The sequence below is a fragment of the Rhizobium grahamii genome, assembly GCF_009498215.1.
Lineage (GTDB): Bacteria > Pseudomonadota > Alphaproteobacteria > Rhizobiales > Rhizobiaceae > Rhizobium > Rhizobium grahamii_A.
Map to the genome: position 1 here is coordinate 1,059,348 of NZ_CP043499.1, position 22,720 is coordinate 1,082,067.

Here is a 22,720-nt window from a genome sequence, read left to right on the forward strand (position 1 = left end):
CGTTCAGCCGACGAATTCAACGAAGTCTTCGATCGCCAACTTGTGGTTCATCATGTTGTTTTCGGGAAGGCTATCATCCGCCCAGCCCAAAGACATGCCTGCTATCACCATGTCCGACTCCGGAAATCCGAGCTCCTCGCGCAGCAAATGGTGCTGTAGTGACCAAATCTGCTGGGCGCATGTATCCAATCCCCTTGCTCTGGCTGCAAGCATCAGATTTTGCAGGAAGCACCCGTAGCAGATGAAGCTCGCCCATTCGAGCTTCCTGTCCATCGTGAAGATCATACCGACGGGCGCTCCAAAGAACCTGAACTGCCGTTCGACGTCCTTCAGTCTGCCGTATCTGTCGCTCCGAGGGACGCCGACAGCATCACCAAGCTGGCCGCGAAAAAGATTGAAGCGGCTGATGAACGGATCAGGCAGCGGCTGCGGGAAAAACGGGTACTCCGGTGCCAGCTTTTCCGGCCCGGCACGAAAGTTTTCGACCGCTCTCGTTGTGATCCGCTCGCGCGCACTGCCCTTGAGTACATAGCATCGCCATGGTTGCGTATTGCTCGAGCTCGGAGCGAAACGGGCTGCGTTGAGAATATCCGCCACCGTCTCCGTGGGAACCGGAGTACTTAGAAAGCCTCGCTTGGCCCGCCTTTCCGTCATGATCTGGTCGACAATGGTTACTCGGTCAAAATTGGATTCGTCCCATCTCGAATTGGTGTGCATGACAGCTCCCCTTTCGTTTTTCTCAGCTGTTGAAAAACTAATAGCTTGCGAAGTTCCTGAGCTTATAAGCATGGCCTAACGCAGTTGAACGATGCACCTTTAACCTTGCTAGCTTCCCCCGAGCATGACCCGGATCGCGTGGACAAGGTCCGCGCGCGTTCCGTCGGACTTGATAGGGGGTGGCGATCCAGAAACATTGTGCGAGCCGTGATGTCCAACGCGCCGCGCTAGGTCCTCGATCAAACCGGGTCTGCCCGCAACGAGATTGTCGAAAGTCGACTTTTCAATCTCATAGAGTGTGGCAGGTGTCAGCGTTAAAGCTTGATGGCTCTCGGTCTGGCCTGCAATCACGCCTCGGGCTCCAAGCATGTCGCCAGGCGCAAGTCTCGCGACGATTTCGCCTTGATCGCGCAACAATACGACACCTTCGCCGATAAGGAGAAGCCTGCCAGATACCGAGCCCTTTGCCAGCAACTCTTCCCCTGCCGCGATCTTCTTCTCAACCGCGCCGGCGGACAACTGCTCCCGCTCGCCCTCAGTCAGATCCGAGAACAGCGCGATCGATCTAAGCAATGCCAACGCCGACATCTTTGGGGCGGCGATCTCTCCATCTTGAAAAACCTGTGTGCCCAGGGGGCGCGCGAAGACAAGGCCATTGGCGTTGCAATGCCTGTAGACAAGGTCGATCACGTCGTTTCGAGCGGAACTTCGCTGTCCGGGGTTCATGACCCTGAAGTAGAGTTGAACATCGATTGCGGATGCATCGATCCCCATCAAGGACACACTCGAAGGGGGTTCCTGAACGATACTGTTACAACTGCTGAGCGCCTCCAACATTACCATCTGAACAAGCGCCGGAGCGTGGGTCGGGACGATCCGGACGGCGAGAACGATCTGGTGGGTTTCGTCGGGCTTGCTAACGTTCGTCAGTCCCTGTTTGGCAAGCACACTGTTCGGCATCACGACAAGATTGTGGGCGCCCGTGAGAAGGTAGGTCGAACGCCAATTACTGGCGACCACACGGCCCTCGGTTCCATCGGGAAGCAGGATCCAGTCTCCGATCGTGTAAGGCCTCCCGAGTGTGAGGGCGATGCCGGAGAAGACATCGCCGAGCGTGTTCTGCAGAGCAAGGCCGAGAATGATGGCGAAAACCCCCGACGTGGCCAAAAGGGTTCCGATCGGAACCCCGAAAACGAACGCCATAACGGACAGCAGCACGCCCAGATAAACGATTGCGACGAGGAGGTCCTGTATTAGGCGGGCCTCGCGTGGCCTGCCGTCGAGCACGATGTAAATCCGAACGAAACCGATGGTCGCCCAGGAGAGGTGTGTCCACCAGAGTATCTTGGCGAGGACGATGAGCGAGCCGCTGCTGTCGAGATGCGGCGCGTCAAACCGAAACGGCACGATCCGCGCGAACACGAGCGCCACGGTCATCGCAAGGAAAAATACGATCTGCGTTACCAGCCGTTCATTGGGTCTCGACCGTCCCTGCAGATGCCAGACGACAATCCCGGCTACACCGAGCAGGTTGATCAAAACCGTGAGCAAAAAAGTATCTTGAGGCATTGAGACCCGCATTCGCAACGGGTCGCAAAACCTCTCGCCCGTCGCCCTCCAGAGGATTTTTGCCGTCAATCCTATCCCCTGGAGGTCCGCCCCGATATTAAACCAATTGGTAGGGGCTCTGGTCGAATATATCGATCCATCCGGGCTGCGCCTTCACCCGCGCGAGCCATGCGGCGATGGCTGGAAACCGCTCCATCTGGTATTGGCCCTGATGTGCAAGCGAAACATAGGTGAAGACTGCCAGGTCGGCGACTGTGTAGCGATCCCCCACCAGCCACTCGTGGCCAACGAGCCAACGCTCGAGCTTTTCAAGTCCCAGATAGCCGTCGGCGTGCAGCCGCTCGATCTGCTGGGACATTTTGTCGGCCAAGCCACGAAGATGATACACCCTGGCCATGGCGAGGAAGCGCTGAAGATCGCCTTGCTCGAAGAACATCCAGCCGATGACCTGAGATCGCAGATACGGATCGTCGTACAGATATTCTGTACCCTCGCTCAGATACAAAAGGATGGCGGACGACTCCACCACCGTCCGGCCGTCTTCAAGTTCCAGGACCGGAACGCGGCTGAAACGGCTCAATGCGAAGAATGCGTCGGTCTTGGTCTCGCCGGATTCCAAATCGAGCGTCCGTCTCTCGAAAGGGAGAGCCAGTTGGTTGAGCAGGATTCTTATCTTCCATGAGTTGCCGGAGTAACGGCTGTCATAGAGTCTAAGCATCGCGTGCGTCCCTCGCTTCTCTGATCGAACGAGTCGCAGCTTAGCTTCTAACCCACGGGGCTGGCTATCAAATTTGAGCTTGTATTCTCTCCGCTCGGTTCAACCGGCGATGTATGAGCGAATGTACTTCGCCTCGTATTCGATTGCCCTGATGTGATGCTTCACTGCGTCACCGATCAAGACGAACCCCGCCAAGTGGCCGTCTTCCTCCACCGGCAGATGTCGGGCCCGGTGCTTGTTCATGGCATCCATCAGCCTGTTTATGCTCGTCGCTCTGGTGCAGGAAACTACGTTTCTCCACATGACCTCCGAGAGTTCCATATCCATGCAAGCGATCCCGCGCTGAGCAATCGCCGCAACGACATCCCTCTCGGTGAAGATGCCTTCGATGCGGTTCTCGTGATCTACGATGATTATCGCGCCGATGTGGTTCGAATGAAGCAAACGACACGCATCCTTCACGGTATTGGCGCTTGAAGCGGTTACGACATCACATCCCTTTTCCATCAAGATCGCACTTACTGACATATTGGCCTCCTCCCATTCATCGATGTTTTGCCGCGACATACGTTGCGCTGACGCCCAGACGTGCTTCTATCTCGCGCGCGAAGCCCAAAAGCTCCTTATCCCGCCCTCTTCCGGCGGCGATCTGCAATCCAATCGGCATTGGCCGCAACGAACGTCTGGCTGCTGACACCCCTGATGACCATCTGGTTCATGTTCCACCTTTGCTATTTGTCATTGCGTCTCGGTCTTGAATGGCTTGATCAGCCGTGATCGTAGAGCCACAAACGCTCGGCCAGAAGTCGGCGCGGTGAAAACGGAGCGTCCAAAATCATGGACGCTCCGGCCGGAGCAAGACAATCGCGTTGAGCTCCATCGCCCTCTGCGGGCGGGATTTGGTGAGCGAACGCTCTGCAATGAGGATATCCGAAATATCATCGTCCAAATTCTTGGACGCACAGTCCGGCATTTGACGGCTTCTTCCGGCCGCCAAGATTCGCCATTTTCCCCGCAACACTGTGGCAACGGCCAACAGCAGCAACCCGGAGGCAGATATGTCGAAACCCAAGGTGCTGATCGCGTTCTATTCGCGGAACAGCTCTACCGAAATTCTAGCAAACGCGATTGCGCAGGGAGCGATCGAAGAGGGTGCCGAGGTCCGCGTCCGTCGCACTCGCGAACTGGTCAGCGACGAAGTCATGTCGCAGATACCGGGCTGGAGCGACAATGCCAAGGCGATGAATAGCAAGTACGAAGCCCCGAGCGAGGCAGACGCCGAGTGGGCCGATGCCATCGTATTCGGAACACCCACCCGTTTTGGCTCCATCTCGTCCGAACTGAAGGCCTACATCGATGGCCTAGGCGGCCTCTGGTTCCAGGGCAAACTCAATGGGAAGGTTGGTTCGGTTTTCGGTTCCACCTCTTCCCTCCACGGTGGCAACGAGTCCACGCTCCTGTCGATCTATACCCCGATGGCCCACCTCGGGCTCATCATCGTCCCGCTCGGCTATTCGGATCCGGCGATGTTCAAGGCCGGCACTCCCTACGGCGCAACACACGTTTCCGCCCGCGACAGCCTGAAACCAGATGACGATCATCTTGCTGTGGCGCGCTTCCAAGGTCGACGTGTCACCGCAGTGGCTCGCGGCTTGCTCCACGCGAAAGTTCTCGCCGCGGCTGCCTGACAACGGGCGTGGCGGTGTGTCGTCGACACGCCGCCATCAATGGAGGGCGTCAATGTTAAAACGCGGCTCGATCTTCCTCTGGCTGACCATCGGCGCCGTCGCCATCTGGCGAGCAATTGGTCAGACAGGACCGTTGCACAGCGTCTACGATTTCCGCGAGCCACTCCGCCCCTCAACACCGACGCAACGGCGTCCACGGAACCAACGGAACAATCCGAGCAAGAGCGAGTCGCTACCAACGGGTTGTTGAACAAGTGCTATGGCCGATCAGATCAATACGGATGTCGATTGCGCAAGGCGTGTCATGGACAAACTGACCGCCGAAATCACCGACGTGTCCAGCGAAAGCATCGTTGTCTATGACACGGACGGCCGCATCGTTCATTGGAACGAGGCATCGCACCTACTATACGGCATCGTTAATCCGGAGGCCGTCGGAAAGACCGCGGCAGAGCTGTTTGGGGCATCAGGCGATGAACCGACACGCGAAGAGATAGCACTAAGGCGCTCATGGCAGGGCATTGTCCAGCGACGTATGGCTGATGGGGTGCCGCTGCTCGTCGAAGTTCGAGTTAGGGCTCATCGACAGGATGACACCGGCACGGATCTATTCATCGAGTTCGCCCGTCGGGCAGATCCCCGCATAGTCGAGGGCCATTCGGTCGGGATCCAAAGGGACTGGGTAGCCGTTTGGAGTATCGAGGTATCGGGTGCGACCGCTGCGCTCAGGAAGATGAACGGCGGCACCGAGAGCGGAGCGAGCCATCTATTCTCTACGGATCCGCATTTGGTGGCCGACCACCTCAAAATCAAAGACCTTAACCTCACTGCCGCCAAGCTGTTCGCAAACGAAGGCTCCCCGATCGCAGTCGTTGGCAAGAGTGCGTACCGCTGCTGGCCAAAGAACCACAGGGATGCCCTGCTCAATATGACGCTGGCGGTGCTGCCTATGGCGGAACGCGACACTCCGATACTCAGAAGGATCGTCGGACCCGACACACTTACCGTCTGGCGGGCCAATGCAGATCACCCATCTCTCATTTCAGTCAGCGTGACAGGCTCGTGGAGCGATCCGGAAACCTACTGGGAGATCGCCGCGAGCGAGCAACGCTACCGCAACCTTATCGACAACATTCCGCTCCCCGTTTGGCAGGTAGATGCCCGCGTCATGAGTGGCGTCATCGAAAGGCTCAAGGCATCCGGCGTCGACAACATCGAGGATTACCTTGCAACCCAACCAGACTTGGTTCGCTTTGCCAGCGAGGCTGTGGTGGTCACCGAGGTAAACGACAGCGCCATGCGTCTCTTTCGAGGACAACGAAGAGAAGACTGCCTGCAGGACGTATCCTATCTTTTCGCTGGCACACCCGCTGCGGCCGCTCGCGTGGTGATCGCCCACTTCGGTGGCGGAAGGAACTACAGCGAAGAAATGAAAATCCTCACGTTCGACGGCGAGCTGCTCGACGTTCTGTTCTACGTCACGTTTCCCCAATATCCGGAAAAGTTGGACAAAACGCTGATCATGATGATCGACGTCACGGAACAGCGTCGCATCGAACGACAACTGAGGAAGATCGAAGCCGATTTCGCTCACGCCGCCCGCATTTCCGCTCTTGGCGAATTGGTGACATCGATAGCCCACGAGGTGCGCCAACCGCTGTCCGTGATTGTTACCGATGCCGATACAGGGATCCGTTGGCTTGCCCGGGACGAGCCAAACTTGCCGAAGGTAAAGACCATCATGGCGCGGATCATGGAGAACGCGCATAGGGCAAACGAGGTGATCCGGCGAATAAAGGATATGGCGATCAAGTCCGATCCCGTCCGCGACTTGGTCGATATAAACGACATCGTCCGAGAATCCGTTCTCTTCGTGAGATCGGAAAGCCAAGCACATGACATCGTCATTACCTCCCGGCTTGCAGGCGGCCTACGACAAATCTTGGGCGACCGCGTCCAGCTTCAACAGGTCGTCGTTAACCTTCTGATCAACGCGATACAGGCGATTGCGGCAAACAAACCGCGTATCCGCGAGATCTTGGTCGAGACAATTCCGTCGGCGAACACGGCATCGCTCGTTGTCAAGGATTCCGGTGGAGGGATTAAACCTGATGACATTGACAGGATCTTCGACGGTTTCTTCTCGCGGAAACCAGATGGGATGGGAATGGGGCTTGCCATTTGCCGATCGATCATTGCTGACCACGGCGGAACGATAACGGCTGCCAACGAGGCAACACGAGGTGCCGTGTTTGCAGTTGCGTTGCCGGTCGCCGACGGGCCGCAAGAGGTTGCAGTTGAAACATTTCCTCGTTTAATTGCAGATACATAGCAAACTTTGGTTTACTTGATTGAGGAGGATCGGGTGGTACAATGAACGCTGATCTGATGCCATCAATTCCGGTTGGAGGACCCGTCATGGCAGACGTTGCCGAGCCCCTAGTGCCACCCCCGCAGGTCGTCCACATCGTAGAGGACGACGAACAGTTTCGGCTATCGCTCCTCGACCTTTTCCAAGCGCTGGATATCGAGGCCGAAGCGTTCGAGGACGCGGCTTCGTTTTTTGCGAGAGCGTCGACAGCCGCCTCGGGGTGTTTGCTCCTCGACGTCCGGTTACCAAGTGTCAATGGCATTGAATTCCAGGCGAAGCTGACTGGGGGCGGCTACGATCTTCCCGTGGTCTTCATGACCGCACACGGCGACGTGGCAACCAGCGTGACTGCGATGAAGGCCGGTGCAGTCGACTTCCTTGAAAAACCACTCCGAACAAAAGAACTGCTGGATGCCATAAAGTCCGCCTTTTCTCTGGATGAGAGCAAGCAGCAAGAGCGAGCCTACCGGATTGAGATGCGAACGCGCGCGGAGACGCTCACGCCACGCGAAATGCAGATCCTCGGTCTCGTGGCCAGCGGATTGATGAACAAGCAAATAGCGTTCAAACTCGGCATCAGCGAGATCATGGTCAAACTTCACCGCGGCAGCGGGATGAGAAAGATGCGCGCGAAATCCCTCGCGGAACTCGTCCGCCAGTTCAAACTCATCGGCTAGGAAAAGTCTTAACCTCCCGACAATCAACACAAGGCAGGCCTGTCACGGCCAACGTCACAATCAGAGGTTCAATGCGTCCCAAGCCACACACCACAGTCGCCATCGTCGACGATGATCAGTTCGTGCTGGCGTCACTGCACGACTTCTTCGACGCAATGGGCATCGACAGCAAGACCTATAGCTCCGCGGACGAATTTCTCGCATCCGATGATGCGACCAAAGTGCATTGCGTGCTCGTCGATCTAAAAATGCCCGGGACCAGTGGTCTCCAACTATTGGAATCGCTGGTCGAACAAGGGGGGCCGCCGGTGTGTATAATGACGTCGTTCGCAGACAGCAGGACCAAGGCGGCGGCCGTCCGTGGCGGCGCGGCGGGCTTTCTCGAAAAACCCATCAACTCGGCCGACCTCCTCGCTTTTATCTCCACCAAGAGCAGGCATTGAGCATAGCGGCTTGTAAGTAACCGGTGTTTCGCTCGCACCTTGGCAACAAATTTTAAAGGTGTCGTGACCCGGTAAGTGTTGGTTCGCCTAAGGCGTAACGCTGAGCGGTGCAACCATCCCGGCCGCATAGTGGCCAGGCAGGTTGCAGATCAGTAGATACGAGCCCTGCGGCAGAGTGATTTCCAGCGTTTTCGACTTGCTTGGTTGAATGTCCTCCGCTTCGCCAAGCACCTTGACCTGCTCTTCCGGGACCTGCGCACGCGCATAGTCATAGGGCAACGGCGCGTTGGGGCTATCGACTGGCACGATGAGCATTTCATGCAACACGCTGCGTGACCAATTGGTAACGTCAAAGGTCACTGTCCCTGCTTTGACGGTCGGCTTGTCAGTGCGGATCGACATCATGCCCATCATCATTCCATGGCCCATCATCCCACCCATCATGCCGTAGCTCCCGCCCGGAGTCGTCGAGCCCGGAGCCTGCCCCATCATTCCGGGGCCCATCATGCCGTATCCCATCATTCCTGTCGGCATAGCGCTGGAGATGTCGATGAGAGCTACCCGTACCGTGGCGGCTTCGTCGGCCGCCCACCCGGTTGTGGCGGCAACGGTGGATATCAATAGCGCACCCGCGCAAGCTCGAATTCTACGCATCTTAAACACCTCCCTATCACTCCCGATAGTAGATGCAGCATACCGTGATCGCGGCATTGATTTGCATCAAGGTGATGCGCATCTGCGCTCCCGCTTCCTGGGCATGAGAACCTCCAATGTACTCTCCATGGAGAAACTCCCGTTGCTCGTCCGTGGTTATGCGATCACAGATCAGGGCGGCGAGGACAACGTGGGAGCCGAACACCGGTTACGCTTGTAACGCCCAAACGGACGTATAGTTCATTTCGATTGCCGGAGCGCGTAGTTTCCTGTTCATCGCAACGGGAGTGCAGCATCGTGTTTGGAGAGCGGGGCTTGAGGGGCTTCATCCGCCTGGCGAAATCGCTATGGAAGGAGCCTTCGCGGAACCGCTCCTCTGCCAGCGAGGCCGAGCGATCTCTAGTTCCGATCTATGTTGCCAGGCATATCCTCATGGGTTCCCATTCAGCCAACATCACACTTCCGATCGTCTGTCGGACCTCCAAAATCGCGAGAATGAAAGTCCATGAGGATCCTGCGCCTAATTTGCAGTCCTATACATGAGCTCTGGTCTCGTTATTGGTGACCTAGGGTCCGGCATTGCCTTCGACGGGAGCGAGAGATGAACGCAAAAACACTTGATCGGCAGTTAGAGGTGATTGAATGGCTCTCGCAAGGCCTTCGAGACGAAGCCGCGTCCGAGAAGATATTCGTGCATCTCTGCGAGCGCCTTATGAACGCCGGCATTGCGCTGAGCCGTGCGACCTTGCACTTCAGAGTTCATCATCCGCAGTGGCTCGGCACTCGCGTCATCTGGACCAGAGGGCTGCCCGAGGTGGACGTCCACACGGTCGCCTATGACGTTGAGGCCACCGACGTTTTCTTGAGAAGTCCGTTTCGCGTGGTGATAGCCACTGGAAACGAGGTCCGTCAGAGGATCCGGATCCACGGACCTCACATATTTCCCATATACGAAGAGCTGCGCCAGCAAGGTCATACCGACTACGCTGCCTGGCCGCTCGATCACACACAGGGCCGCCGGCATCTGATTACGTTTGCCACGGATCGGCCGACGGGCTTCGACGACGCAGACATCGCACTGATACGAAGTGTGTTGCCAATTTTCTCCCTGATCACCGAAATCCGTCTCAAAAACCAGTTGGCGCGAACGCTGCTACAAACCTATGTCGGGCCGCACGCCAGCGAGCAAATTCTGGATGGCGCAACGACTCGGGGAAGCGGGACGACCTTGAGCGCAGCCATAATGATTTGCGACCTGCGGAACTTCACCCTTCTTTCCGGCAGTCAACACCGAGATCGGGTGATCGAAATCCTGAATGAGTACTTCGATCTAATGGCCGATCCCATCGAAAAGCACGGCGGCGAGATCCTGAAATTCATGGGCGATGGCTTGCTCGCCGTTTTCCCCCTTGACGAGCCTGGTGCATGCCAGAGGCTGATCGCAGCGTTGGCCGCCGCTTATGAGGCTTCAGCGCGGCGCAGTTCCACGAAGTTTCCAGTCCAGTTCGGGACCGGGGTTCATGTGGGCGAAGTGATGTATGGAAACATCGGCTCCAAGCGAAGATTGGATTTCACCGTAATTGGTCCGGCCGTGAACCTCGCTTCGAGGCTTGAAACGTTGACGAAGCAGTTGAAGAGACCCGTGTTGATTTCGGGAGACTTCGTAGCTTCCGCTGGATGCGCGGCGCAGACGGATTGCCTCGGAATGCACAGCGTTAAGGGCTTCGATGAAATGATCGAGGTACACGCCCTCCGGATTTGAGGACGGATGTTATCAAATCGGTTGTTCGCTGTGTCCGAGCTAGGTTCCCCCGGCGACACCTCGTTGTTCCAAGGGAAAGCTGCATACAACAAGAGCCACTGGCCGGCGTCGCCTTTGGATCAAGCTACGCGTACGGATGGGACGAGATGACCTGCGAGAGGGTTTCACACTTTCCGCGAACTGTGCGGTCTCGGACATTCGCTATTCCAAGAAGCAGACCTTTTCCGGGGCCATGAGATTGATACCACGGAGAAAGTGGTAGCACGCCGAGGCCGGCCCTTTGGGCCTCCGCCGCGATCGCCACGTCATCAGCGGATTTCGGGAAGAACAATCGAACCGACAGCGCTCCCTCATATTCGCAACGAACCCCTGGGTGGATCTCGCGGCATAGATTCTCGACCAGCAACGCCTTCCGTCGAGCGTACAACGCCTTCATACGTCGAAGATGTCTGTAGAAGTGCCCGCCGGACATGAAGTTCTGCACCGCTTGCTGCGCGACGACCGAGCCGGCCGGCGCGAGGTGGCCCACGAAGGCGCCGAACATATCGGCAAGCGCTAGAGGCACGACGAGGAATCCAAGCCGCAGACCTGGATTGAGCGTCTTGCTGAAACTCCCGATGTGGAAGACCCGGCCGAACCTGTCATCGGCAGCCAAAGCCGGCAATGCCCTCCCCGACAGCTGCAATTCGCCGGCGTAGTCGTCTTCGATGATCCAGGCGTCAGCCTCACTCGCCCAATGCAGGATCTCCGCGCGTCTGGTTGCCGACAGAGACATTCCGAGCGGTGCTTGTTGGCCCGGAGTTATAACCGCGAGCCGCGCACCCTCTTCGCCAATTGGAAGCCTCACCCCTTCGCGATCGACAGGCGCCGCGATGGTCTCCACTCCGGCTTGCTGGAGCGCGTGCCGTGTGCGGGGAAATCCTGGGTCCTCCACAAATGCTCTGTTGCCACGAAATCCCATAGCGCCAAGCACGATTCCGAGCGCTCCCGCGAAACCTGACGTGATGAAGACCTGGCTGGGATGGCAGCTGTAGCCACGGGCCGTCGCCAGATACCCAGCTACCTCACGCCTTAGGGAAAGCAGCCCTCTTGGGTCCGGGTAAATCTGTGGTCGCGCGCCCTCTGTTGCGATTGCTCTGCGCCAGGCACCGTGCCAGGCTTTTGACGGGAATTGGTCCTGCGCTGGAACGCCCAACTGAAAATACTGCGGGCCTTCCTCGAAATCATAGAACAATCCCCGAGGCGCGTGCACCTGCGGGGGTGTTTCGACCGGCCCCACCGGAAGCGCCATGGCTACCCAGGTTCCACCCCTCCCCTTGGTGACAATGAAGCCGTGATCTTTCAGCAGATCGTAAGCTCGCTTTACGGTTCCTCGGGACACGCCCAGTTGTACCGAAAGGTCCTGCCAGGACGAAAGACGCGATCCCTTTTCGAGCGTGCCGCTCAAGATCGCCGTGCGCATACCAAGGAAAATCTGTTGGGTAATCGAGACCTTATGCTCACGGTTCACCAACGGGAGAAACGCACCCGCCATTCGGTACAACGCCTTTCTATCTTATTGGGCCTATCGGCTTTCGGCACCGTGGACCAAGGTCGCAAAATTCAATTTGCAGGAGTCGATATGTTTATCCGAGCCCTTTTGATACTGGCCGCCTCATCGTTGTCAACGCATTCGGTAAACGCATCGGACGTCCACGCAGCGTCCGCGAAGATATCGATCGTCTTCGATCAACCGCTACCGAATGTGCCTGGAAAAAGCATGAAAGGTGTACTCGTAGAGTACGGACCGGGCGGCTCGTCGTCGGCACATATTCACCCCAAATCGGCGTTCATCTATGCGACGGTTCTCGAGGGCGCAATTAAGAGCAAGGTCAATGATGGCCCGGAGAAAATCTTCAAGGCCGGGGAGAACTTCTCAGAGCTTCCGGGAGATCGCCACGGCGTGAGTGCCAACGCCAGCACCACCGAACCTGCCAAACTCCTTGCCGTGTTCGTCGTTGACAGCGACGAGAAGAACCTGGTGACGGACATCCAGCCGTAGTCACTCCACAGCTCTATCCAAGACACCCTGAAATTCCGAAAGCAGCATCCGTGGAGCTCTTCATGAAGCACGTCCTCGTACTCGATCGGGATCAGGTCACGAGGTTGGAACTTACCGAGCTCATGGGTCGGCACGACATGCGCGCGACCCACGTCACCGAAAACGATCATCTTTTAGGCGTTCTCGCCAGAGAGATGGTGGACGCTCTCCTGATCGAGATAGCGCTCGACGAGATGGTAGGTGTCATCCGCCATCTCACAGGAGTTACCGACGCGCCGATATTGCTCGTCGGGCCTGAGAAAACCATAGAAGAGGAAAAAGTTCGCGGCCTGGAAGCCGGCGCGACCGACTATATTTGCAAGCCTGTCGGAAGCCGCGAGCTTGTTGCCCGCCTAAAGGCCGCGATACGAAACAAACCGGCTTCCGCCCAGCGACAAGACCGACGTTCGTACACGTTCAGCGGCTATGAACTCTTTCTTCGTCAACGATTACTGACTCATCCTGACGTCGGCGAAATCAAGCTGACAACCGCGGAATTCAACCTGCTGACGGTATTTCTAGCCAGTCCACGGATGATATTGACACGGGCGCGTTTGCTTTCCGAAAGCAGGCTGCATGAGGGCGAAATTGTCGATCGTAGTCTGGATGCCCTGATCTTACGACTTCGTCGAAAGGTCGAACCCAATTCCGCAAAGCCCCGGCTGATCCGGACCGTACGCGGCTCTGGCTATCTATTCGATAGCGAGGTCGCCTTCGAACTTCGAAACCCACCCAGACGGTAATCCCGGCGGACGACCGCAAACTTCCGTATAGCTTTAAGCACAGTCACTAGAGATCTAGGGTCAAGCGGGACTGCGAAGCATCTCAAGGAAACGTTCGCTCATTTCCTAGCCGTCGCCAGCAGGAACAGTTTTACCTGATCATCAGCGCGCCGTCCGATCACGACGTCAATCGTCGACGGACGCGCATCGTGGGTCTCATCATGGCTGTCACTTCCTATACGGGCTATCTGCGAGATCTAAAACGGATCATTGATCGCATCCGCGACAGGCCCTTCGAATTCGACAGTGCCGATGTCCAACTTACGTTGTGCAAAAACGGGTTTGGTTACAGATGCCGTGATCGCATCGATGAAGGACACCTCTTCTCAGAGCATCATATGGGGCCTCTGAATATCAACAACTGGCAGCCGGACCATGAACAAGTCGGACGCGCCGAGATTGATGAATTCTTCGAATTGCCCGAGATCTACGCGTATTCGGATCTCGCTCTCCTATCCGAGAAGAATCCGCTGACGGTAGCGCATTGGGATGCGACGATAGGAATCATCGAGATCGAAGTCCGGGAGCGGCATTCAACTTCTCGCATCCAGCGCATGTTATTCGCTGGCTTCAGCGACCGGATACATGCCGAGTTCTTCCTCGCCGTTGAGCGAGACCTCATCGTCAAAGGTCATCAGGCGGGAACTCATCTGTACGAGTGGCGGGAGAAACTTCCGGTCGAGAAGACGCTGGCGGCAATGCCGGCATCGGCAATTGGCCGCGCTCGGCAGACGCGCATATAACCTATGTATAGTTACAATATAAAATCTATATATATAGTATTATGCAATTGTATTGCTCGTCTATTTTGACGGCAAATACAATAAACAATTATTTTACTTTGGAGAAACCGATGACCAGATCTTCTCTTGGCGCCACGCGACGCAATGTCGTCGCAGGAACATTGACACTCGCTGCAGCCGCGGTGGCTGTTGGAGGTCCGCCGGCGACCGCGGCAAACAAAAAGAAGGCTCAAGCAGTGACCTCGGGCGACAGCCACTTTGTCACCGCAAGCGATGGCACCCAAATCTTCTTCAAGGATTGGGGTCCCAGAGACGCGCAACCTATCGTGTTCCACCATGGCTGGCCGCTCAGCGGAGACGACTGGGACAATCAGATGCTTTTCTTCCTCGGCAAGGGCTACCGTGTCATTGCACATGATCGCAGAGGACATGGCCGGTCTGCCCAGGTAAGCGACAGCCACGACATGGATCACTATGCGGCGGATGTCGCCGCAGTCGTCGAACACCTCGATCTTCGCAATGCGATCCATGTTGGTCACTCGACTGGCGGCGGCGAGGCAGCGCGTTATACGGCACGTCACGGCAAGGGTCGTGTATCCAAACTGGTCCTCATCGGAGCAGTACCTCCCATCATGGTCAAAACGCCATCCAACCCAGGCGGCCTGCCGGTGGAGGTCTTCGACGGGTTCCGCACTGCGCTCGCCGCCAATCGCTCGCAGTTCTATTTTGACGTGGCAAGCGGCCCGTTCTACGGCTTCAACCGCGATGGCGCAAAGCCCAACGACGCCGTGATTAAGAACTGGTGGCGGCAGGGCATGACGGGAGCAGCAAACGCGCACTACCTCGGCATCAAGGCGTTCTCCGAGACAGACTTTACCGAGGACCTCAAGATCATCGACGTGCCGACGCTCGTACTCCACGGCGATGATGACCAGGTTGTCCCTGTTGCCGACTCCGCCGAGCTTTCCGCGAAGCTCCTCAAGAAGCCGACCCTGAAGATTTACAAGGGGCTGCCTCACGGTATGGCTACCACTCATGCAGATGTCATCAATGCTGACATCCTTGCATTCATCCAGGCCTAACAGCCTGGGGGCGCTCGGTCACGAGCGCCCCCGTCGGTCCTCAAACTCAGCTTTTCAATACTGCCGCCAGCGTGGGCACGTTCAACGCAACTCCTGGCGATGCTCCGCTACCCATGCTGCGATAGGCACGAAGTACGCCCATACGACCGCTAAGAGCCGCAAGACACCAGCCTTAGCCGCGCTCCGCTCGCGCAAACCTTCATCAGGACTGCAATTGTCTTGTTCGCTGCAACGTCGCATACGTAGGTCTGCCTGCCTGCTCCTCACCGGCAATCCCGGCGGAGCAACGGATGTCACTTGCCTGCAGAAGCTGGTCATTTGGTGGGATTGTCGACGATTTGCAGGCTGTGACTATGATCGCCTTTTGGCGACGCTGACCGGCCGCCCAACATCGATTGCGGCTACCGAAAAATGTGGGACCGCACAGTTCTGGACGATCCCACATTCACTTCAGATATCGGGCAAATGGCTGATTGCGAGTGCAATCAACGTGCCGGCGGCGGGGTCGCTGTCTTCACCCACTCGGAATAGGCCGTCCGGCCCAGAAGTACGCCAGCGGTCGGCATCAGCGTCTTGTCATTGAGGACCGCGCCGAAGTACGGCGTCTTGTTGTCAACGACGATCTCGCGCTTGTCGCCGATCTGACGAAGGTACTTCTCGACTGCATCCGCAATGCGGATCGGCTCCGGTCCCGCAATTTCCTTCACCCCGTTCGAGGGTGAACCCAGCACGATTTCCGCGAGCGCGTCCGCGACATCGTCGGAGAAGATCGGCTGCATCAGCGCGGGAGACAGGTGAACCTTGTCACCCTGCACGCCGGACTGGGCGATGCCGAACATAAATTCGAAAAACTGGGTGGAATGGACCAGCGTGTACGGAATCTTCGATTCCCGGATGAGGTTCTCCTGAACCAGCTTGGCCCGAAAATAGCCGCTGTCCTGCAACCGCTCGGTCCCGACGACGGACAGCGCCACGTGATGTTTCACACCAGCCGCCGCTTCAGCGGACAGCAGGTTACGGCCGGATGCCTGGAAAAACTCCATGACCGCCTTGTCTTCGAAGGATGGGGAGTTCGCGACATCGACAACGACCTGCGCCCCGGCAAGTACTTCGGCAAGCCCCTCGCCGGTAACCGTATTGACTCCAGACGCCGGAGAAGCGGCAATCACCTCATGGCCCTTGGTCTCGAGGCGCTTCACGAGTTTCGAACCAATCAGGCCGGTTCCGCCAATCACGACGATTTTCATTGTTCGCTCCTATTATGGTGATCCGTCTACTGTGCCCGAACTGGCGCAATAGACACGCACGGTCAGGCCCTGGTCGCTTGGACGCTCGACCCGCTCCGCTGAGAGTTAATCTGCTCTACGACCGAGGATCTGACCTACCGAAAGTCTAGGAGAATATGCTGGACAGCATAGCTAAACGTAGGTTGGGGATATCCCTTATCGACTCCCCGACTGTGCGCGAGCGTGTCCGCTTTCGTTCATATCCGAGGATATGGAGACCTCAATCTTGCCGTTCAGTCCCGCAGCAACATCTCTGCCTTACGGACCAGATCGGGTAGCGAGCGGCTCTGCATCTTACGCATGACACTCATACGATGCAGTTTTACCGTCATCTCGCTGATGCCAAGCTCGTAGGCCGCCTGCTTGTTCATCAGACCGCGCACGACAGCCAGCATAACCTCGGTCTCACGGGGCGTCAGCGTTTCGGCAAGTGCTCTCACCCGTTCGCGATCGGCGTCCGTGTCCCGCCGCTTGCTGTCCATCTCGATGGCGTGTTCGACGGCCTGAAGAAGGTCCTGATTGACGAATGGCTTGGTTATAAAGTCGGTCGCCCCCGCCTTCATCGCCCGAACGCTGGTGGGCACATCGGCAAACGCGGTCAGGAAGATGACAGGGAGCTTGCTTCCGATCGAAATGAGACGATCCTGCAAGTCGAGCCCGGTGCAGCCAGGCATTCTTAAATCAACGACGACGCATCCGGGCGCGGTGGTGTCGGCGCACTGGAAGAACTCTGAACCGGAAGAGAATGCGGAAGCACGCTTTTTCGTAACCAGGAAGAGATCAAGGAGCGCTTCGCGCATTTCCTCGTCGTCATCGACGACGTAAACGATGGGTTCGGCGGGCACGCCCGGTTTCCCATTCGCGATTTGCATGTTGCTACCCCGCATCTCAGGCCCTGCGATTGCCACAGCCAGCCTTGGCCAACCTTGACCCTGCGCGCAGATATACCACAGTTCGGTCCGATCTTGATCATAAACCTTCGTTTAGGTTCCCCCGCGCCACCGCCTTCTCCCATCACGAGCTGCGAGAAAACAGCTGTATCGAAGTCATTTGGGTCAAGGCAAAACTTCGTTTAGTCGCAACTCCGACCACAAGCTTCTACGATCCATCATCGCAGATCTTATGGAGTTTGACATGAAGGTGGTGGTGGTCGGTGCCAGCGGCACGATGGGCTCGAGGGTGGTTCGGTATCTCGAACGTGATGGAACGAACGTCGTCGAGGCGTCCAGCAGCACCGGAATAAACGCGTTGACGGGCAATGGCCTGGACGAAGCGTTCGATGGTGCGGATGCCGTAATAGACGTCACGAATTTCGGTTCGTTTGGCAGCGGAGACGCGCTTGGGTTCTTCAAGCAGGCAGGAGCCAATCTGCTGAAGTCGGCGACGAAGCACAACATCCAGCATTATCTCGCTCTTTCGGTGGTCGGAACTGAAGGTCTTGTCGAGAACGACTATTTCCGTGCAAAGCTCGTTCAGGAAAACCTGATCCGTGCTTCCGGCTTACCCCACACCATAGTCCGCTCTACCCAGTTCTTCGAATTCCTGAGCGGTATCATAGGCTCCTCTTCGGACAGCCGTGTCATCCGCCTCCCGATGGTTCGGCTTCAGCCTGTGGCCGGCGACGAAGTGGCCGCCTGGATAGCGAAGCTCATCGTCGAGCAACCGCGAGATTCGATTGTCGAGATTGGAGGCCCTGAAGCTGCCAGTCTTCTTGAACTTGCGAACGAACTGATGACCATTACCGAGGATGGCAGGCCAATCACTGCAGATCCGAATGCACCGTATTTTGGGGTTTCGGTACGCCGTGAAGGCCTGGTACCATCGGTTCCTGCCGCTCTCGGAAAGTTGACATATCACGACTGGCTGTCGAGGACGCTGCGTGCTTGAGAAAGTCGCCGGAACTAGCATGGCTCCGGCAACGGCTTTGGCGGTTTCCGATCAGAGACGGACAGTTGCCACTCTTTTCCCAGCCATCCCGGAATTCGTGCAAGCCCAGACAGTGCCGGCGATACCAAACAGTGCCGGGAGGCTCACTGCTGGGAAATCACGCACGATGACCGAGGCCGAGCAAATGCCAACCGCGACTTCCCAGAGATGAAAGCAGGCGTGGGCAATCAGCCACAGGGTGGCGGCCGCCCAGAGTTCAACTCGGCGCTCAGGCTTGAAAGTACCGATCGCGAAAGCCAGCGCAATGAATCCCTGGATGATGCCGATGTCGCGAATGAAATGCTGATTGTAAAACCCGGTATCGGTCACGCCTGGAACGAAATAGTACCAGCCTTCTGGATCGTAAAGCATATAGAGCGCGAGCCAGGAGGCTAGGATTACATTGGACCACACCATTGCGAGTACACAAAATTTGACGATCTGCATTTCAATCTCCTTCAGTTGACTGCCGAAGAAATTATCACCGTGACATAGTCGAAACCTCCCAAACGAAGGTTTGGGCACTGAGCGCAACAACAGAGTGTGGGGAGCCGATCTTGCAGAAATTTATAGCCTATCTTCCCAATGGGGAGCTTTTCGATGCGAAGTACGCACTTCTGCAGTTTGCGGGCGTGGTGTCCGACGAAAAGCACCTTGTCGCCATCGAGACGGAAGCAGAAATGGAAGATGTCGATTTCGCGCTTGCCAAGACCGGTATGCCATACTTGCTGCTGCGCACAGAAGATGCCGTTGCCCGCAACGGTGACGCCGACCTCGCGGCAGTCGCTGAACTGGGGTCCGGACGTTAGTCGCGTTTCCATGTCTGGATGCTTGAAGAGCTTGGCCAGCGAAAGCCGTGATTGTTCGTCATGGTCGACAATGTAGACCGCCGCCACGCCGGGCAGCTTGGCCTCATGCATCATGTAGGGCTCCGCCTTCCGTTCTTGTCGGCTACTGGCGCATGGAGTTCGCAGCAGGAGCCTTGCCAGGCGTAGCTCCTGCTCCAGCTATCAGTTCGCCGATGCGGCCTCTTCTATAAGTTTGGTCACTTCACCGGGGTGAGAGATCATGACGACGTGAGATGCACCTTCGACCGCGACGGTCTTTCGCGACTTTGCTCGCTCGGCCATCCACTGCAGGGTCTTTGGTGGAATGTTCTTATCTGCGTCGCCGTAGATGAACCACGACGGGATAGCCTCCCAGGCTGCCGCGGGAGCCGGTTCGGCGAGCGCCGCGTCGGTAATCGGCCGCTGGGCTACTGCCATCAGGCGCGCAGTAGCGGCCGGAACGTCGGCTGCGAATTGCCCGGGAAACTTGCTCTGATCGATGTAAAGGTCCTTTTCGCCTCCGGGCAGGACGACGGGCGGCGCCAGAGTAGGTGCCAGCGTGCTGCCTGGAAATTTGCCGGACAGATCCACAGCGGACTCTCCTTTTTCGGGCGCAAAAGCGGCGACGAATACCAGCGCCTTAACGTTCTGGGCATCGCTTGCCGCGTCGCTTATGACAGAGCCACCGTAGGAGTGCCCAACCAGCACGACGGGCGTCTTCACGCCTCTGATAACGTTGGCGACGTAAGCCCCATCGCTTTTGACGCCACGGAGAGGGTTGGCGACGGCTACGACGGGGTATCCATCTTTCTTGAGACGGGTCACCACCAGGTTCCAGCTTGACGAGTCCGCAAAGGCCCCGTGAACCAAGACGATTGTCGGCTTCGGCGTATCCGCATGCCCAGTGATTGAGGATGCCATATAGAGGCCCGCCGCGACTGCGAGCCGTGCGATGTTGCGCATTTGCTTTCCTTTTATGTTTAGAGGCCCTACCCGCCGTTAGCACTTGGTGGATCATGTTGGGTAGGGAGCGTTTCCGGTCTGATCTGACGGCAGACGGCGACGAGAGCAGTTTCGCTGCCGGCCTCTCCCGCCTCAACCCAAACAAAGGTTTGCCAAGGCAATCAATGGAGCTCGTTGGGTCTTTTGATCCCCTCCAGTGCAACGACACACTGCATCAAGCGGTAAGCGACAGAATCATTGTTCTGCTGCCCCGGCGACTATCTGTTTGGCGAAAGGCTGACAGTCGCTGACTGCTATCTTTTTGTCATGCTTCTCGGGGCCGAACGCTTTGGCCTCGAAGCACCGAAGCCGCTGGTCGCGTTCCGCGAACGAATGCGAGCGCGACCCGCTGTGAAAGTAGCATTGGCGATCGAGGGTCTGAACTAGGCTTAGCTCGACATCGACCCGCCGAAGCGGGTCGATGAGATTGGGTCTCAGGTCAGATGCATTCCCCCGTCGACGATCAGTTCCATGCCGTTGACGAAAGACCCTTTTGACGCGAGGAACAGTGCTGCCTCGGCGAGCTCTTCGGGTCGTCCCATGCGACCTGCTGGGATCAGGCCCGCCATATGGGCCTCGAAGCCGGGGCGGTCGGCGTCGCTTACCCCGAGCTTGCTCAGTATCTCGGTCTCTACGGGACCAGGGCTCAGGATGTTGACCCGGATGCGGCGATCCTTGAACTCAATCGCCCAGTTCCGTGCGAAAGCCGCTAGCGCCGCCTTGGAGCCCGCGTAAACGGTGTGCTGCGGGAGCACTTTGGTGGCTGCCAGCGAGCTCGTGACGATGATATTCCCTCCGTCGCGGATCAGGGGTGCGATCGCTTGCACGCCGAAGAAGACACCGCGCGCGTTGATATCGAAATGCCGGTCGAATTCTGCCTCCGTAACGGTCGCCGAGCCCTCGAGGTTTATCACGCCCGCGTTTGCGACATAGATGTCAATGGCACCGAACCTCCGCTGCACCATATCTGCCAACCGTCTGTGAAAATCGGGCTCGGCAACGTCTCCGCAGACGCCCCAGGCATCTTGGCCGATCTCCACAGCCGCGGCCTCGACGACATCTTGGCGACGACCGGTAACTAGAACCTGCGCGCCCTCCTCCGCGAAGCGTTTGGCAGTCGCCTTCCCTATCCCACTGTTTCCACCGGTAATGATTGCGACTTTTCCCGTTAAAGATTTCATTTTCCACTGCTCCGTTTTCGATGTCACTGAGATACGCGTCCGGGACGATCGGTATTAGCCGCTCGACCGGAACATCATTCGTTCCTGAAGTTGCTGAATGGCTTCGCCGTGCAGCCAGCCACGCGGATCGGCCGCACCTTTCGGAAATCGATCGCGCGACAGTTGTTACGGTGACAACGCCGCCGATCTCGTGATCGCGCTAGGCTGTGCGGCAACGGTACGGATTGAAACACCCGTGCCGTTGCCGTGGACCCCAATGCTATGCCCAGATACCTGCCGGGAATCCGGGCCGAGCACTGCGGGCAATCTTGATCTCTACGAAATCTCCAGACCGGGCGTCGGCCGACCGCCAAAGTTCGGGCGAGCTCGACTGCCATTCGCCACATGCCGGGCTATTACAGCCATCGAAACAACGGACATTGCGCGGACAGTATAGGAAGAGACCGCCCGGCTGCCGTCGATCTACGAGGCCGCGCCGTTCGATGTTAAAATCGTCCACAACGTCGCGGCCGCAGCCGTTGTCAGCCTCTCTCGACTCATCGTGGTACCCTTGCTTCTAAGCACGGCAATAGGCCACGGGCATCACACTCCGTACAGCTATACGCTCGTTTGATAGCCGATTTTGACGCGAACCAATTAAAGATACTGCAACCAGTAATATACATATGGTTGCGGTTGCAACATTGGCCGCCGATACTCGTTTTTGGCAAGTTTGAAGCAAGCCCGTCGACCCAGCGTGCGCCCACCTACCGCCATCAACGGGAAATGGAGCGTCATGAAAGTTGAGTCCTACAATTCGATTTATAGTGTGTTTTCAAGCACGAACCGCAGGCCACCGTCGATCGCCGACGAAAAAATGGCCTTGCTTCAGTCCGAACAACCCAAGGCTAAGCCGACCACGAGCGACGACCAACTCGTTGCCGACTTTCATGCGCGGATGGCCCGGCAATCCCTCGACTGGGCGGACTCCGATAAGAACGGCAAGGTTACCAGGGATGAGTACCTGAACGGCCAGGCCCGCCTTGCCGAACTCAACGACCGCCCAAATGATACGGCCGCGAACGAGAAACGATGGGCGACGATCGACACGACAGGCAAGGGCTGGGTCGACGAAACCGAGCTCGGCGAAGGGCTCGCTAAAATGCTCCCCGTAAGTGTCGGGCACCTCGATCGAGACTTGGCCGAGCGCCTTCGCAATCCCCGCGTCTAAGC

Annotated in this window: 24 protein-coding genes; 13 read left to right on the forward strand and 11 right to left on the reverse strand. The window is 57.4% G+C overall.

Translation table 11 applies throughout. The features are described 5' to 3' along the window. Nucleotides 1–3: 3 nt before the first annotated feature. From FZ934_RS23790 to FZ934_RS23805, 4 genes are all read right to left on the reverse strand, one after another. A complete protein-coding gene (locus tag FZ934_RS23790; protein ID WP_153273304.1) occupies nt 4–717 on the reverse strand; it encodes a nitroreductase in 714 nt (237 codons plus the stop codon). A 108-nt stretch (nt 718–825) separates the two neighbouring features. After that, a complete protein-coding gene (locus FZ934_RS23795) occupies nt 826–2,268 on the reverse strand; it encodes a mechanosensitive ion channel family protein (protein ID WP_246737922.1) in 1,443 nt (480 codons plus the stop codon). A 115-nt stretch (nt 2,269–2,383) separates the two neighbouring features. Then, nucleotides 2,384–3,004 carry a glutathione S-transferase family protein gene (locus FZ934_RS23800; RefSeq protein ID WP_153273306.1) on the reverse strand — a complete coding sequence of 207 codons (621 nt, stop codon included), beginning with the start codon at nt 3,002–3,004 and terminating at the stop codon, nt 2,384–2,386. A gap of 99 nt (nt 3,005–3,103) precedes the next feature. Next, nucleotides 3,104–3,532, reverse strand: coding sequence for a CBS domain-containing protein (locus tag FZ934_RS23805; RefSeq protein WP_153273307.1), 429 nt, complete (start codon nt 3,530–3,532; stop codon nt 3,104–3,106). Nucleotides 3,533–4,062: 530 nt separating this feature from the next. On the opposite strand from FZ934_RS23805, the gene wrbA reads away from it, so the two are divergent. The 4 genes from wrbA (at nt 4,063) to FZ934_RS23825 (ending at nt 8,183) form a co-directional block, all read left to right on the forward strand. After that, nucleotides 4,063–4,692 carry an NAD(P)H:quinone oxidoreductase gene (gene wrbA / locus FZ934_RS23810; RefSeq protein ID WP_153273308.1) on the forward strand — a complete coding sequence of 210 codons (630 nt, stop codon included), beginning with the start codon at nt 4,063–4,065 and terminating at the stop codon, nt 4,690–4,692. Between the two features lie 259 nt (nt 4,693–4,951). Then, entirely contained in the window at nt 4,952–7,024 is a 2,073-nt protein-coding gene (locus tag FZ934_RS23815) for an ATP-binding protein (protein WP_153273309.1), read from the forward strand. A gap of 86 nt (nt 7,025–7,110) precedes the next feature. Then, nucleotides 7,111–7,740, forward strand: coding sequence for a response regulator transcription factor (locus tag FZ934_RS23820; protein WP_153273310.1), 630 nt, complete (start codon nt 7,111–7,113; stop codon nt 7,738–7,740). A gap of 71 nt (nt 7,741–7,811) precedes the next feature. Beyond that, nucleotides 7,812–8,183 carry a response regulator transcription factor gene (locus tag FZ934_RS23825; RefSeq protein WP_153273311.1) on the forward strand — a complete coding sequence of 124 codons (372 nt, stop codon included), beginning with the start codon at nt 7,812–7,814 and terminating at the stop codon, nt 8,181–8,183. A gap of 87 nt (nt 8,184–8,270) precedes the next feature. Here the strand turns inward: FZ934_RS23825 and FZ934_RS23830 are convergent, their stop codons facing one another. After that, nucleotides 8,271–8,837, reverse strand: a complete 567-nt coding sequence (locus FZ934_RS23830; RefSeq protein WP_153273312.1) for a hypothetical protein — start codon at nt 8,835–8,837, stop codon at nt 8,271–8,273. Nucleotides 8,838–9,438: 601 nt separating this feature from the next. Here FZ934_RS23830 and FZ934_RS23835 point away from each other — a divergent pair. Continuing rightward, entirely contained in the window at nt 9,439–10,599 is a 1,161-nt protein-coding gene (locus FZ934_RS23835) for an adenylate/guanylate cyclase domain-containing protein (RefSeq protein WP_153273313.1), read from the forward strand. A gap of 124 nt (nt 10,600–10,723) precedes the next feature. On the opposite strand, the gene FZ934_RS23840 is transcribed toward FZ934_RS23835, so the two are convergent. Next, complete coding sequence (locus tag FZ934_RS23840; RefSeq protein ID WP_246738045.1) at nt 10,724–12,109, reverse strand: PLP-dependent aminotransferase family protein; 1,386 nt, start codon at nt 12,107–12,109, stop codon at nt 10,724–10,726. Nucleotides 12,110–12,220: 111 nt separating this feature from the next. On the opposite strand from FZ934_RS23840, the gene FZ934_RS23845 reads away from it, so the two are divergent. The 4 genes from FZ934_RS23845 (at nt 12,221) to FZ934_RS23860 (ending at nt 15,286) form a co-directional block, all read left to right on the forward strand. Next, a complete protein-coding gene (locus FZ934_RS23845) occupies nt 12,221–12,640 on the forward strand; it encodes a cupin domain-containing protein (RefSeq protein ID WP_153273315.1) in 420 nt (139 codons plus the stop codon). Nucleotides 12,641–12,762: 122 nt separating this feature from the next. After that, nucleotides 12,763–13,422 carry a winged helix-turn-helix domain-containing protein gene (locus tag FZ934_RS23850; protein ID WP_246738046.1) on the forward strand — a complete coding sequence of 220 codons (660 nt, stop codon included), beginning with the start codon at nt 12,763–12,765 and terminating at the stop codon, nt 13,420–13,422. Between the two features lie 200 nt (nt 13,423–13,622). Next, on the forward strand, nt 13,623–14,204 hold the full coding sequence (locus FZ934_RS23855) for a hypothetical protein (RefSeq protein WP_153273317.1): 582 nt from the start codon (nt 13,623–13,625) through the stop codon (nt 14,202–14,204). A 110-nt stretch (nt 14,205–14,314) separates the two neighbouring features. Further along, nucleotides 14,315–15,286, forward strand: coding sequence for an alpha/beta fold hydrolase (locus FZ934_RS23860; protein WP_153273318.1), 972 nt, complete (start codon nt 14,315–14,317; stop codon nt 15,284–15,286). Between the two features lie 485 nt (nt 15,287–15,771). Here the strand turns inward: FZ934_RS23860 and FZ934_RS23865 are convergent, their stop codons facing one another. Together FZ934_RS23865 and FZ934_RS23870 are read right to left on the reverse strand one after the other, a co-directional pair. Next, entirely contained in the window at nt 15,772–16,533 is a 762-nt protein-coding gene (locus FZ934_RS23865) for an SDR family oxidoreductase (RefSeq protein WP_153273319.1), read from the reverse strand. Nucleotides 16,534–16,805: 272 nt separating this feature from the next. Further along, nucleotides 16,806–17,444 carry a response regulator transcription factor gene (locus FZ934_RS23870; RefSeq protein ID WP_153273320.1) on the reverse strand — a complete coding sequence of 213 codons (639 nt, stop codon included), beginning with the start codon at nt 17,442–17,444 and terminating at the stop codon, nt 16,806–16,808. A gap of 262 nt (nt 17,445–17,706) precedes the next feature. Between FZ934_RS23870 and FZ934_RS23875 the strand changes: the two genes are divergently transcribed. Continuing rightward, nucleotides 17,707–18,459 (forward strand): SDR family oxidoreductase, encoded by a 753-nt coding sequence (locus FZ934_RS23875; protein ID WP_153273321.1) that lies wholly within the window; start codon nt 17,707–17,709, stop codon nt 18,457–18,459. A 51-nt stretch (nt 18,460–18,510) separates the two neighbouring features. Here the strand turns inward: FZ934_RS23875 and FZ934_RS23880 are convergent, their stop codons facing one another. Next, nucleotides 18,511–18,945: a hypothetical protein gene (locus tag FZ934_RS23880; protein ID WP_153273322.1), complete on the reverse strand. Its 435-nt coding sequence runs from the start codon at nt 18,943–18,945 to the stop codon at nt 18,511–18,513. Nucleotides 18,946–19,055: 110 nt separating this feature from the next. On the opposite strand from FZ934_RS23880, the gene FZ934_RS23885 reads away from it, so the two are divergent. After that, nucleotides 19,056–19,307 carry a hypothetical protein gene (locus FZ934_RS23885; protein ID WP_153273323.1) on the forward strand — a complete coding sequence of 84 codons (252 nt, stop codon included), beginning with the start codon at nt 19,056–19,058 and terminating at the stop codon, nt 19,305–19,307. 201 nt (nt 19,308–19,508) lie between these two features. Here FZ934_RS23885 and FZ934_RS23890 read toward each other — a convergent pair whose 3' ends face one another. Then, on the reverse strand, nt 19,509–20,279 hold the full coding sequence (locus FZ934_RS23890; protein WP_432443667.1) for an alpha/beta fold hydrolase: 771 nt from the start codon (nt 20,277–20,279) through the stop codon (nt 19,509–19,511). Nucleotides 20,280–20,594: 315 nt separating this feature from the next. Between FZ934_RS23890 and FZ934_RS28735 the strand changes: the two genes are divergently transcribed. Continuing rightward, nucleotides 20,595–20,714 carry a hypothetical protein gene (locus FZ934_RS28735; protein ID WP_246738048.1) on the forward strand — a complete coding sequence of 40 codons (120 nt, stop codon included), beginning with the start codon at nt 20,595–20,597 and terminating at the stop codon, nt 20,712–20,714. A gap of 47 nt (nt 20,715–20,761) precedes the next feature. On the opposite strand, the gene FZ934_RS23900 is transcribed toward FZ934_RS28735, so the two are convergent. Then, nucleotides 20,762–21,508, reverse strand: a complete 747-nt coding sequence (locus FZ934_RS23900; protein ID WP_153274013.1) for an SDR family NAD(P)-dependent oxidoreductase — start codon at nt 21,506–21,508, stop codon at nt 20,762–20,764. A 775-nt stretch (nt 21,509–22,283) separates the two neighbouring features. Here FZ934_RS23900 and FZ934_RS23905 point away from each other — a divergent pair. Beyond that, nucleotides 22,284–22,718, forward strand: a complete 435-nt coding sequence (locus FZ934_RS23905) for an EF-hand domain-containing protein (RefSeq protein WP_153273326.1) — start codon at nt 22,284–22,286, stop codon at nt 22,716–22,718. Nucleotides 22,719–22,720: the final 2 nt, after the last annotated feature.